Here is a 12,112-nt window from a genome sequence, read left to right as displayed (position 1 = left end):
CCAACACGCGATGAACTTGAGGCGAAGGCAAGTTGGGACCGCGATTGCCGCGCACTGGCGTGCCCTGCCGTTCACCAGGTCAAACAGACGTGGAAAGATGTTGCCCGCGAAGAGCTGGGGCCCTATGTGCATCTACGTGGCCGGTCCCGCATGTTCCTCAAGCGAGAGAGCGGTGAACTCGTCGAGATGCTCTTGAAATAACCTGCCGCGCAATTTGAGGCGGCGAGAGGTGAGCCATGGGCCGCGAGCCTGGTCTGGGCCAAGAGTACGGATCCCTGGCCTCTCCAGCGGTCAAGCGCACGTCCCTAACTGAACGCTCCGCCGCGCCTAGGCAGAGGGGGCCAATACTATGGGTGCAACCAGGAAGTCCGCATGTGCGCGGCATGCGGGGAAAGGTGGCAGTCCGATAAACAAGCCACATGTTCATTTCCCCGGCGTCTACGCGGCGGCAGGGCTGGAAGCACCGTACGCGCCTTGAGAAAGTTGGCACACACAGCGTTCGGCAGAAAGTAGCGCGTTCGCTTCGACGCCAAGAATGACCAGTCGTGGTCCTTTAGTTCGGCAACTACTCGAGGCGAGCCGTGAGCCGCCAGGTATTTTGGGTTTGCGGAGAGCCCGCGCGGCGCCGCGACAAGCCTGCGGCCCACGAGCTTCTCGCCGTGCGACTTCGTGCCTGAGCGTATTGCCAAATCGGAGACGTTCCTTCTCGCAGGTGGCAACGCGGCGCCTGTCAAAACGGCGGCGAGCGCCGGCAGGTCTTTTCATATCGCTGTAACCCAATTGGACTAAGCCATCCGGACGATCACTGTCAATCAAAGGCCTAGTTACGCTCGGTTGCACTTGCTGAGGAGTTCTTTTTCTATGGCTGATCGTCGAATTGCGTGGATCAATGTGCTCGTTGCGAGCGCCGCGGTGCTTGCCGCGTGTGGCGGAGGAGGCGGAGGAGGCACTACCGTCGCGGATGCACCGGCTAGCGCGCCCGCTCCTGGGCCCGCGCCCGCGCCGGCGGCTGCCACGCTGGTTGGGGTCGCCGCCACCGGTGCCGCAGTGCCCAATGCACGCGTTTCTATCACCGACAGCAGCGGCAATTCACCCTGTGCCGAGGCGACTATCACTACGAGCGCCCTGGGAAGCTATTCCTGCACGCTCAAGTCTGGTTCGGCAGCGCCCTTCTTCATCGTCGTGACCGACCCCACCGGCAACACGCCGGCCCTGGTGAGCATCGCGACCTCGACGCCCGCCGCGGGCGCCGCGCTGACCGTCAACGCCACGCCCCTGACCACCGCGATCGTTGCGCAACTTGCCGGCGACGGCAATGCCATGAGCGTCGTCAACGCCAAGACCGTGGATGTGACCGCATTGAAGGCAGTCACGGCCAACGTCGTGGCGCAGCTCGCGTCGGTGCTCTCAAGCATCAATGCGCCGGCCAACTACGATCCGTTCGCCACGTCGATCACCGCCGCCACAGCCGCGGGCACGGGCAACACGGCCGACCAGGTGCTGGACGTTGTCAAGGTGGTTACCGATCCAGGCAGCGGCAAGCTCGCACTGACCACCATCGACAATCCGACGCCCATCGCGCTCGCCACCGCGACCACAGCAGGCACCGCTGTCTCGGCGCCGGACCCGTCGGTCTCGTCGCTGTCGCAGGCCACGCAGATCGCCGCTGCGAAGTTCACCGAGTGCTTCGCCCTGCCCACGGCGCAGCGCGCGCTGCACATCGCGACCCGCGTGCAGAGCGACGGCGGCCCTGAGGTGGACCAGGTTGGCGCGGCCTGCCAGGACTTTGTGGCCGACTCAACCAACGCCGCGGGCATCAACTACCTGCACAACGGCTACTCGGCCGGCCAGCAGTTCTACGGCATCCTCACCAACGACCAGATGACCGGCGCGACCTTTAGCGTGCCGGAGATCATGGCCTTCTATCCGAAGTCGGCCACCGCGGTCGCGCCCGCACCGGACGCCTACGACCGCGCTGTCCTGAACATCCGCTACGTCGACGCGTCTGGCAATCCGGGCAACGTGATCACGGTTGCGGAGAAGATCCCTGGCGCATCGACCGCTGCGCGCCCGACCGAATGGTGGCTGGTCGGCAACCAGCAACCTGTCGACCTCAGCGTGCAGTTGATCACGCGTCGCTTCGAGCAGATGAACACGGCGAATACAGCGCGTCCCAGCACGTTCCAGATGGGGTTCTTGGTCAACGTCAATGGCAAAGGTCCGGGAAGCGTGGACCCCGCCACCAGCAACATTCTGACCTTCGCCCGCGTCACGGGGCCTGGCCTTCCGAGCGGCGGCCTGGTGTTCAAGATGCCGTCGGCGCCAGGTGCCACGGCCCAGGCCTCGATGGACCTGTACAACAAGACGGGCAGCCTGTCGACGGGCAGCCTGTGCGGCAACGGCGGTACGACGTTCAATTGCCCATTGGTCTGGATCCAGCATACGAGGGGCGTGAGCGGCACCGACGCCACAACCTTGGCGGGGAACCCGAACAACATGCTGTGGGCGCAGCCTGCCGATGCGTTCGACGTCACTAAATTCGTCAAGGGCGCCCGATACACGGCGGAGCTGTTCTACGGCGCCAACACCACGACGCCGCTGTACACGGTGACGAAGACGTTGCTCAGTGACTTGGTTCCGGCCACAAGCTTAGTCAACCTGCCGTGGAACTCGCTGGACCGCAGTCCCTGGCCGCCCTCGACCCGAACGGCCCTTACGCCGGCCAGCAGACCGCATTGCATCTGGACTGGGTGCAGAACCCGGCGGCGCAGCAGCAGAACAACGTCGCCGCGGTGGTTGACAACGCCGGCAGCTTTGGGCCGAGCCTCCCCATCCCGCCGGGAGCGACCTCGATCACCCTGAGCAATACGACCGTGCCGGCATTCACGTCGACAACCACCCGGTCCCTGAAGTTCAACTACCGGATGACGGACAGCAGCTTGAAGTCGGCGGTGTACGAGTACAACTGACGCACGTAGCCCGGCGGCACGGCTCGCCGGGCAAGCTCCCTAGGCGCTGCCACCCTCAAGGTGCAGCGCCTACTTCATTGATGACACGGCCGATGGCAGCCGGCCGCGGCCCGCGCGCGTCGAACTGCGCCCTCAGTCTTTCCTCCACCCATCGAAATCAGCAACCGTACATACGCGACAACCTTAGGGTTCGTTCCGAAATGGCGCTCCAAAAAAGCCTGTTCCATGTGCTCGGCGAGCCTTTGAGCTTGTTCGAAGCTTCGAGTGTCGAGCAACGTTTGCACGAAGGCGAACCCAAGACGGTGACTCGTCTTTTCTAGCCGGCTCCGCAGATCACTCAGAGCCGGAAGAACGGATACGGCGAGCTGCCAGCGCTCGTCAAGCTCTGAAAGAGCTTCGGTGAACGCCGCCTCCTGGACGGCTTCGTCGCCCGCGAACTGATGACCCCTCGGGCAGAACGACCGAGGTCGTATTGAGCGCGACGGACTGGGTTCCCAGCTGGAACCGCACGCCTCACGTTCACGCTCAGCACAATCCCCGCGGTTGACGCCGGCGCGCGGCCAGCTTCCAGAGCTCTGGCGCCCACAACGGTTGCCAGTTGGAGCTCGAAAGGCGGGGGTGGCCCGCTGATGTTCGCCTGGGCGCGTTGGCAACTTGCCATCGACTTGGGCCAACCTGATCTCGCACTTCGCAAAATTTATCATCCACTACGCTGAGCTCCAGGCGGGGCGGCGAGCCTCCGCCGACCAGGGCGACGGCGCTGGCCGAATGGTGCGGGCTGCAGGTGGGCCGCACGGCCCAGCGCGCCAGGTCGAAGCGCCCCGCGAGGCTCGCGACCGCCGCGCTTTCCAGCGCTTCCTGCACGCCCATCGGCGGCAGCAGGCCGGCGAAGCGCCGCGCCAGCATCGACTTGCCCGCCCCCGGCGGGCCGACGAGCAGCACGGCATGGCCGCCTGCCGCCGCGATCTCGAGCGCCCGCTTGGCCGCGGCCTGTCCTTTCACGTCACGCAGGTCGTCGACCTCGGCCTGCACGGCCGGTGCGACGGGCTGCAGGCGCTGCCAGCCATCAGCGGCCGCGGGCGTGACGTCACGCGGCTGCAGTCGTGCCACCACGTCCATCAGGTGCCGTGCCCGCCAGACCACGGCGCCGGGCACGAGCGCGGCCTCGTCGGCGCTGCCCGGCGGCAGCACGAGCTCGCCGCCGTCACCTGCTGCCTGGAGCGCGAGGCTCATGGCCAGTGCGCCGCGCACCGGCCGCAGCTCGCCCGTGAGGGACAGCTCGCCGGCGAATTCGTAGCGGGCCAGGCGCTCGGGGTCCAGTTGCCCGCTGGCCGCGAGGATGCCCAGCGCGATCGGCAGGTCGAAGCGGCCGGAGTCCTTGGGCAGGTCGGCCGGCGCGAGATTGACGGTGATGCGGCGGTCGTGCGGGAAGTCGAGGCCGCAGGTGAGAAGCGCCGCGCGCACGCGCTCGCGTGCCTCCTTGACCTCCGTCTCCGCGAGGCCGACCAGCGTGAAGCTCGGCAGCCCGTTGGCGAGGTGCACCTCCACCGTCACGCGTTCTGCGGCCAGGCCGACCAGCGCGCGGCTCCGCACCAAAGACAGGCTCATGGTGTCCCCTTTCCCCCATTGAGTGCGCCGCGCCGCGGGCCGCACGGTTTGCGCTCCGCGTCGCACCGGGCCGGTGCGGCACGCGCGAGCGCAGGGGTGCTGAACCGTGCGGTGATGGATGGCATGGGTCGTGCTTAAAGGGGTCCGGGACTCACATTCATTCACGAAAGACGGAGAAGACCCCCATGAAGCTGAAGGCCACCGTGCTGCTGTCCACCCTCGTCCTGTCCGGCGCCGTGCTGGCCCAGGCGAAGGCGCCCGAGCCGGACTACACGCTCTCGTACAACATCGGCGGCGTCACCGAGTACCGCTATCGCGGCATCTCGCAGTCGGCCCGCAAGCCGGCGCTGCAGGGCGGCATCGACTTCGCCCACAAGAGTGGCTTCTACCTGGGCACCTGGGCATCCACCATCCGCTGGATCAAGGACTCGTCCAATGGTGTGGCCGATGCGAAGGGCCCGGTCGAACTGGACGTCTACGGCGGCTACAAGGGCGCCATCAACGACACGTTCTCGTACGACGTCGGCGGCCTCGAGTACTGGTACGTGGGCAACACGTACAAGAACATCACCGGCACCAACGCGAACACGTTCGAGCTCTATGGCGCGCTGACCGCGGGGCCGACCACGGTGAAGTATTCGCACGCCACCACCGACCTGTTCGGCACCCCGAACAGCAAGGGCAGCGGCTACCTCGACGTGTCCGCCACGTTCGACCTGGGCAGCGGCTTCTCGCTGGTGCCGCACGTGGGCGCCCAGCGGATCAAGAACCTCGGCACTTACCACGATGCATCGCTGACGCTCGCCAAGGACTGGTCGGGCGTGGTCGCCAGCGCGGCGGTCGTCACCACCGACTGGGCCCACAAGTTCGGCTTCGACTACACGCTGCCCGGCACGGGCACCAAGAACCTGGCCGGCACCTCGCTGGTGCTGGGCATCAAGAAGAACTTCTGAAGTTGCTTCAAGGAGCTGCCATGAAACTCGTCACTGCCATCATCAAGCCCTTCAAGCTGGACGAAGTGCGCGAAGCGCTCTCCGGCATCGGCGTGCAGGGCATCACCGTCACCGAGGTCAAGGGCTTCGGCCGCCAGAAGGGCCACACCGAGCTGTATCGCGGCGCCGAGTACGTCGTCGACTTCCTGCCCAAGGTGAAGATCGAAGCGGCCGTGTCCGAGGACCTGGTCGAGCGCGTCATCGAAGCCGTCGAGGGCTCGGCCCGCACCGGAAAGATCGGCGACGGAAAGATCTTCGTCTACGACCTCGAGCAGGTCGTGCGCATCCGCACCGGCGAGACCGGCAAGGAAGCCCTGTAGCCATTCCCCTGACCCGCAGAAAGACACTCCCATGAGAAAGCTTCTCGCCTCCCTGGCTCTCGGCCTGGGCCTGCTGACCGGGTCCGCGGCCGTGCTGGCCCAGGCGCCGTCGGCGCCCGCCACCACCGAAGCAGCCGCGCCCGCGGCCGCCTCCACCACGCCGGCGGCTGCAACGCCTGCAGCCGCCGCAGCACCGGCTGCCGCGACGGCCATGGCGGCCCCGGCACCGGCTGCCGCGACGCCGGTCCCCAACAAGGGCGACACCGCCTTCATGACGGTGAGCACGCTTCTCGTGCTGCTGATGATCGTGCCGGGCCTGGCCCTCTTCTACGGCGGCCTGGTGCGCGCCAAGAACATGCTGTCGGTGCTGATGCAGGTGATGGTCGTGGCCTGCCTCATCTTCGTGCTGTGGGCCATCTACGGCTACAGCGTGGCGTTCACCGGCGGCAGCCCGTTCTTCGGCGGGTTCAGCAAGCTGTTCCTGGCCGGCATCACGCCCGACTCGGTGGCGGCCACCTTCAGCAAGGGCGTGGTGATCCCGGAGCTGACCTTCATGGCGTTCCAGGCCACCTTCGCGGCCATCACCTGCGCGCTGATCGTCGGCTCGTTCGCCGAGCGCATCCGCTTCCCCGCGGTGCTGCTGTTCGTGGTGATCTGGTTCACCTTCGCCTACCTGCCGATCGCGCACATGGTCTGGTACTGGGACGGCCCGGACGCGATCACCGACGCCAAGACGCTCGAGACGGTCACCGCCGCCGCGGGCTGGCTGTGGGCCAAGGGCGCGCTTGACTTCGCGGGCGGCACCGTGGTGCACATCAACGCCGGCGTGGCGGACCTGGTCGGCGCCTACGTGCTCGGCAAGCGCATCGGCTACGGCAAGGAAGCCTTCGCGCCGCACAGCCTGACGCTGACCATGGTCGGTGCCGCGCTGCTGTGGGTGGGCTGGTTCGGCTTCAACGCCGGTTCCAACCTGGAAGCCAACGGCACCGCCGCCCTCGCGTTCGCCAACACGCTGTTCGCCACCGCCGCGGCCACGCTGTCCTGGATCGCCGGCGAGGCGCTGTCCAAGGGCAAGGCCTCGATGCTGGGCGCTGCTTCCGGTGCCGTCGCCGGCCTGGTGGCGATCACGCCCGCCGCCGGCTTCGTCGGCGTGATGGGCTCGCTCGTGATCGGCCTGCTGGCCGGCCTGGTGTGCCTGTGGGGCGTCAACGGCCTCAAGCGCCTGCTAGGCGCCGACGACTCCCTCGACGTCTTCGGCGTGCACGGCGTCGGCGGCATGCTGGGCGCGCTGCTGACCGGCGTGTTCGCCTCCCCCGCGCTGGGCGGCACCGGCATCTACGACTACGTGGCGAACAAGGCCAGCGCCGACTACTCGATCGCCAGCCAGGTCTGGATCCAGTTCCAGGGCGTGCTGACGACGGTGGTGGTCTCGGCGGTGGTGTCCTTCATCGCCTACAAGGTCGTCGACGTGGTGATCGGGCTGCGCGTGAGCGAGGAAGAGGAGCGCGAGGGCCTGGACATCACCTCGCACGGCGAGACGGCGTACAGCCGCTGAACCCGCAAGCCGCCGCGACGGCAGGCGCGGCGGCCCTGCAAGCAAGTCTCCTTTGGATGTTGGGCCCGCTTCGGCGGGCCTCTTTTTTGCCGCGTGCCGCCGCGCTAGGCGAGCACGGGAAACGAGAGCACCGCGCCGGCCTCGTCGCGCGTGAGCTCGACGTCCTCGGCGCGTGCAAGCGCCTCGATCTCGCTCCACTTCATCGGCCGGTAGGGCAGCTCGCCGGTGACGCCGGTATCGCCCTGCGTGGCGTGCACGTGCACCTCGAGGCGCACCATGTCCTCGTCGCCGCTGGCGCGCAGGATGAGGTCGGCGGGCGCGGGCGTGAGGTCCGACAGCGCGACCAGCACGCCGGGCAGCAGCATGCGCAAGGCCGACTTGCCCACCGGCTGTGGCGCAGTCTCGACTTCGCTGCGCAGCGCAAAACCGCGGAAGCTGAAGTTGCTGCGCAGCAGGGCCATCACTTCCTGCACGCCCTCCTGCACCGCCATGGTCGCGCCCGGCTCGGGCGCCAGCCACGTGATCACGTCCAGGCACGACTGCACCGCGGCCTTGGAGAAGTTGTTGATCTTGGTCATGCCGTCGTGCACCTGGGCCAGGTCGGGCGTCGCGGCCCGCAGGCGCCGCTCCATGACTTCGGTGACCATGCCGATGGGTTGCAGGTGCATCACGAGCTGGTGGCGCATCGCGAAGGACAGGCGGCGCAGCAGCGCATAACGCGCGGCCTCGACGCGCATCAGGTTCGCTTCGGCCGGGCTGATGGTGGCGGTGGTGTCGTCCAAGGTGCGAGCATGGTAGCGGCTGATCGCGGCCGCGTGGGCTCGGCAATGGCACGCGCTGCACAATGCCAGCCCCTCCACCAACAAACGTTCGCATGGCGACCTGGCACAGCGTGGTCCCGCAGGCCGACCAGCTCGGCGAATCGCCGTTCTGGCATCCGGACGAGCACCGCCTGTACTGGGTCGACATCCCCGGTCGGCAGCTGCGCCGCACCGATCCGCGCACCTGCGAACTGCAGAGCTGGCCCATGCCGCAGGAGCCTGGCTGCATCGCGCCGGCGCACGCGGGCGGCCTCGTGATCGCGCTGCGCGACGGCGTGTACCGCGCACGCAGATGGGACGGTGCGCTGGAACTCGTGCATCGCTTCGACCACGACCCGGCGACCACCCGGGCCAACGACGGCAAGGCCGACCCGCTGGGCCGCTTCTGGGTGGGCACGCTGTTCGAGCCCAAGCACACGCCGGCGGCCGAGCTGCTCAGCATCGACTGCCGCGGCGGCACGCCGCACGTCGAGCGCAAGGCCGGCGATGCGGTCACGGGCAATGGCCTTGCCTGGTCGCCGACCGCCGACACGGTGTACTGGACCGACACCCAGGCCCACTGCATCCGCGCCTGGGATTGGGACCCGGTGAGCAATGCGATGCAGCGCGGGCGCATCTTCCGCACCTTCCCGGGCAAGCCGGCCGGCTGGCAGCCGGGGCAGCCAGGGTACGGCGGCCGGCCCGATGGGGCTGCAGTGGACGTGGACGGCAACTACTGGTGCGCGATGTACGAAGGCGGCCGGATCGTGAAGCTGTCGCCGGGCGGCGAGGTGCTGCAGGAGATCGCCACGCCGTTCCTGTGCCCCACCATGCCCTGCTTCGGCGGCGACGGCCTGCGCACGCTGTACGTCACCAGCGCCAGCACCCGGGGCGCGGAGGAACTCGCAAGGTGGTCCGCCTCAGGCCATGTCGTCTGGACCCAGGTCGAGGTGCCGGGGCTGCCGGTCAATTTCTTCATCGACTGAGCGCAAAAACTTCAGGCGGCGGCGAGCCCGGCATGCCGCCGCCGCCGCTTACCATCGCCGGGATGGACGCTGCCCTGTCTTCCTGCATCGCCCGCATCCGCGCTGCGGCCGATGCCGGCACGCCGCTGCGCATCCGCGGTGGCGGCAGCAAGGACTTCCACGGCGAACGGCTCGAGGGCGAACTGCTGGACACGCTTGGCCTCGCCGGCATCCGCAGCTACGAGCCCAGCGAGCTGGTGGTCACCGTCGCGGCCGGCACGCCGCTGGCGGAGCTCGAGGCCACGCTGGCCGCGCAAGGGCAATGCCTTCCGTTCGAGCCGCCTCACTTCGGTGGCGCGCCGACCGTTGGCGGGATGGTCGCCGCGGGGCTCGCGGGTCCGGCGCGCGCGAGCGTCGGCTCGGTGCGCGACTACGTGCTCGGCGTCACCATGCTCAATGGCCGCGGCGAACTGCTCAGCTTCGGTGGCCAGGTGATGAAGAACGTAGCCGGCTACGACGTCTCGCGCCTGATGGCTGGCGCGCTCGGCACGCTCGGTCTGCTCGTCGAAGTGAGCCTGAAGGTGCTGCCCGTCGCGCCGGCCGAGGCCACGCTGCGCTTTGCGCTGTCGCAGGCGCAGGCGCTGCAGAAACTCAATGCGTGGGGCGGCCAGCCGCTGCCGCTGAATGCGAGTCGCTGGACGGGCGAGGGCGGCACCGGCGAGCTGCTGCTTCGACTGCGCGGGGCGCAGGCCGCCGTGGACGCGGCGTGCCGCACGCTCGGCGGCGAACGCGTGCCCGAGGCGGAGACCCTCTGGACGCAATGCCGCGATCACGCGGCGCCCTGGTTCACGGCACGCGCGGGCCGCGACTTGTGGCGCCTGTCGGTGCCGCAGACCGCGCCGGTGCTGGACCTGCCCGAGGCCACCCTGGTCGAATGGCACGGCGGCCAGCGCTGGATCGCGGCCGACCGCGGTGATGCCGACCGGGTGCGGCGCGTCGCCGTCGCGGCCGGCGGCCACGCCACCCTGTTCCGCGCCGCGACCCCGACCGACATCCCGCGCTTCACGCCGCCGCAGCCGCCGCTCGACCGCATCCAGCGCGAGCTGAAGCGGCAGTTCGATCCGGCCGGCATCTTCAACCGCGGCCGCCTGTTTTCCGCCTTCTGACGTGCAGACCCATCTCTCCCCCGAATTCGCCGGCACCGCCGAAGGCGCGGAAGCCGAGGCCATCCTGCGCAAGTGCGTGCACTGCGGCTTCTGCACGGCGACCTGCCCGACCTACCAGGTGCTGGGCGACGAGCTCGATGGCCCGCGCGGCCGCATCTACCTGATCAAGCAGGTGCTGGAAGGCGAGGCGCCGACGCAGAAGACGCAGCTGCACCTCGATCGCTGCCTCACCTGCCGCAACTGCGAGAGCACCTGCCCGAGCGGCGTGCAGTACGGCCACCTGGTCGACATCGGCCGCCGCATCGTCGAGGAGAAGGTGCCACGCGGTGCGGGATCGCGCGCGCTGCGCTGGTCGCTCGGGGAGGGGCTGACCTCGTCGGCGTTCGGGCCGGCGATGAAGCTCGGCCAGGCCGTGCGCGGGCTCCTGCCTTCCGCGCTCAAGGCCAAGGTGCCGGCGCGCCAGGACGCGGGCCGGTGGCCCACGCGCACGCACGCGCGCAAGGTGCTGATGCTGGCCGGCTGCGTGCAGCCGTCGATGGCGCCCAACATCAACAGCGCCACCGCGCGCGTGCTCGACGCGGCTGGAGTCCAGGCCGTGGTCGCCCCCGAAGCAGGCTGCTGCGGCGCGGTGAAGTTCCACCTGAACGACCAGGCCGGCGGCCTCGCGCAGATGCGCCGCAACATCGACGCCTGGTGGCCCTTCGTCGGGCGCGGCGACGTCGAAGCCATCGTGATGAACGCCTCGGGCTGCGGCGTGACGGTGCGCGAGTACGGCCACCACCTGCGGCACGACCCCGCCTACGCGGACAAGGCGCGGCGCATCAGCGAGCTCACGCGCGACCTGAGCGAGCTGCTGCCCGACCTGGTGCCGGCGCTGCGGTCACGCGTGCGGCCGCCGCAGGGCGTGCTGGCGTACCACCCGCCCTGCACGCTGCAGCACGGCCAGAAGCTGCGCGGCGGCGTCGAGACGCACCTGCAGCAACTGGGCTTCACGGTGCGCGTGGCGACCAACGAAGCGCACCTGTGCTGCGGATCGGCGGGGACCTACTCGGTGCTGCACCCGGACATTGCCACCGGGCTGCGCGACCGCAAGCTGGGCCACCTGCAGGCGCTGGAGCCGGTCGGCGTGATCTCGGCCAACATCGGCTGCATCACGCACCTGCAGGGCGGCACCGGGCTGCCGGTGCGGCACTGGGTCGAGGTGCTGGACGCGGCGCTGGCGCCCGCGTAGACGGCGCGCGTCTTCAGGCCGCGAGCGCGGCCTCGATGTCGCGGGTGAGCGAGTCCGGTGCGTCCTGCGGCGCATACCGCCTGAGTACCTTGCCGTTGCGCCCGACCAGGAACTTGGTGAAGTTCCACTTGATGCCGGTGGTGCCCAGCAGCCCTGGGGCTTCCTTCGTCAGCCACTTGTACAGCGGATCGGCGCCGGCGCCGTTCACCTCGACCTTGGACATCATCGGGAAGCTCACGCCGTAGTTGCGCTCGCAGAACTGCGCGATCTCGCTGTCGCTGCCCGGGTCCTGCGAACCGAACTGGTTGCACGGAAAGCCGATCACCACCAGGCCCCGCTCGGCGTAGCGCTGGTGCAGCTGCTGCAGGCCGGCGAACTGCGGCGTGAATCCGCAGGCACTGGCGGTGTTGACGACCAGCAGCACCTTCCCGGCGTACTGCTTCAGCGGAACGGGTTGGCCCTCGATGCTCTTCGCGTCGAAGTCGTAGGCGGTCGTGGTGCTCATG

9 protein-coding genes and 1 pseudogene are annotated in these 12,112 nt (G+C 68.7%); 7 read left to right on the top strand and 3 right to left on the bottom strand.

Going from position 1 to position 12,112, the window contains the following annotated elements; translation table 11 throughout:
- Positions 1-1,047: 1,047 nt before the first annotated feature.
- Positions 1,048-2,862, top strand: a complete 1,815-nt coding sequence (locus ACPWT1_RS03825) for a hypothetical protein (RefSeq protein ID WP_427914091.1) — start codon at positions 1,048-1,050, stop codon at positions 2,860-2,862.
- An 830-nt stretch (positions 2,863-3,692) separates the two neighbouring features.
- Here ACPWT1_RS03825 and ACPWT1_RS03820 read toward each other — a convergent pair.
- Positions 3,693-4,577, bottom strand: a pseudogene (locus ACPWT1_RS03820) (YifB family Mg chelatase-like AAA ATPase); the annotation flags it as partial.
- A 185-nt stretch (positions 4,578-4,762) separates the two neighbouring features.
- Between ACPWT1_RS03820 and ACPWT1_RS03815 the strand changes: the two are divergent.
- Genes ACPWT1_RS03815 through ACPWT1_RS03805 form a run of 3 tightly spaced genes read left to right on the top strand, consistent with a single transcriptional unit; the run spans position 4,763 to position 7,444 of the window.
- Positions 4,763-5,530 (top strand): TorF family putative porin, encoded by a 768-nt coding sequence (locus ACPWT1_RS03815; RefSeq protein WP_427914090.1) that lies wholly within the window; start codon positions 4,763-4,765, stop codon positions 5,528-5,530.
- A 20-nt stretch (positions 5,531-5,550) separates the two neighbouring features.
- Positions 5,551-5,889: a P-II family nitrogen regulator gene (gene glnK / locus ACPWT1_RS03810; RefSeq protein ID WP_427914089.1), complete on the top strand. Its 339-nt coding sequence runs from the start codon at positions 5,551-5,553 to the stop codon at positions 5,887-5,889.
- 31 nt (positions 5,890-5,920) lie between these two features.
- Positions 5,921-7,444, top strand: coding sequence for an ammonium transporter (locus ACPWT1_RS03805; protein WP_427914088.1), 1,524 nt, complete (start codon positions 5,921-5,923; stop codon positions 7,442-7,444).
- Between the two features lie 104 nt (positions 7,445-7,548).
- Here ACPWT1_RS03805 and ACPWT1_RS03800 read toward each other — a convergent pair whose 3' ends face one another.
- On the bottom strand, positions 7,549-8,226 hold the full coding sequence (locus ACPWT1_RS03800; protein WP_427914087.1) for a hypothetical protein: 678 nt from the start codon (positions 8,224-8,226) through the stop codon (positions 7,549-7,551).
- A 92-nt stretch (positions 8,227-8,318) separates the two neighbouring features.
- Here ACPWT1_RS03800 and ACPWT1_RS03795 point away from each other — a divergent pair, with 92 nt between their 5' ends.
- From ACPWT1_RS03795 to glcF, 3 genes are all read left to right on the top strand, one after another.
- Complete coding sequence (locus tag ACPWT1_RS03795; protein WP_427914086.1) at positions 8,319-9,230, top strand: SMP-30/gluconolactonase/LRE family protein; 912 nt, start codon at positions 8,319-8,321, stop codon at positions 9,228-9,230.
- Positions 9,231-9,292: 62 nt separating this feature from the next.
- Positions 9,293-10,375, top strand: coding sequence for a glycolate oxidase subunit GlcE (glcE, locus tag ACPWT1_RS03790; protein ID WP_427914085.1), 1,083 nt, complete (start codon positions 9,293-9,295; stop codon positions 10,373-10,375).
- A gap of 1 nt (position 10,376) precedes the next feature.
- Entirely contained in the window at positions 10,377-11,606 is a 1,230-nt protein-coding gene (glcF, locus tag ACPWT1_RS03785; RefSeq protein WP_427914084.1) for a glycolate oxidase subunit GlcF, read from the top strand.
- Positions 11,607-11,619: 13 nt separating this feature from the next.
- Here the strand turns inward: glcF and ACPWT1_RS03780 are convergent, their stop codons facing one another.
- Positions 11,620-12,111, bottom strand: coding sequence for a glutathione peroxidase (locus ACPWT1_RS03780; RefSeq protein WP_427914083.1), 492 nt, complete (start codon positions 12,109-12,111; stop codon positions 11,620-11,622).
- Position 12,112: the final 1 nt, after the last annotated feature.

Source organism: Ramlibacter sp. MMS24-I3-19, assembly GCF_050320135.1.
Taxonomy (GTDB): Bacteria; Pseudomonadota; Gammaproteobacteria; order Burkholderiales; family Burkholderiaceae_C; genus Ramlibacter.
The sequence above is the reverse complement of the archived record's forward strand: the minus strand, read 5'-3'. Positions and strand labels throughout refer to the sequence as shown.

Excerpts from the sequence above, each read along its gene's own strand:
- glcE (WP_427914085.1), top strand. The coding sequence starts at position 9,293 with ATGGACGCTGCCCTGTCTTCCTGCATCGCCCGCATCCGCGCTGCGGCC.
- glnK (WP_427914089.1), top strand. The coding sequence starts at position 5,551 with ATGAAACTCGTCACTGCCATCATCAAGCCCTTCAAGCTGGACGAAGTG.
- ACPWT1_RS03780 (WP_427914083.1), bottom strand. The coding sequence starts at position 12,111 with ATGAGCACCACGACCGCCTACGACTTCGACGCGAAGAGCATCGAGGGC.
- ACPWT1_RS03795 (WP_427914086.1), top strand. The coding sequence starts at position 8,319 with ATGGCGACCTGGCACAGCGTGGTCCCGCAGGCCGACCAGCTCGGCGAA.
- ACPWT1_RS03815 (WP_427914090.1), top strand. The coding sequence starts at position 4,763 with ATGAAGCTGAAGGCCACCGTGCTGCTGTCCACCCTCGTCCTGTCCGGC.
- ACPWT1_RS03805 (WP_427914088.1), top strand. The coding sequence starts at position 5,921 with ATGAGAAAGCTTCTCGCCTCCCTGGCTCTCGGCCTGGGCCTGCTGACC.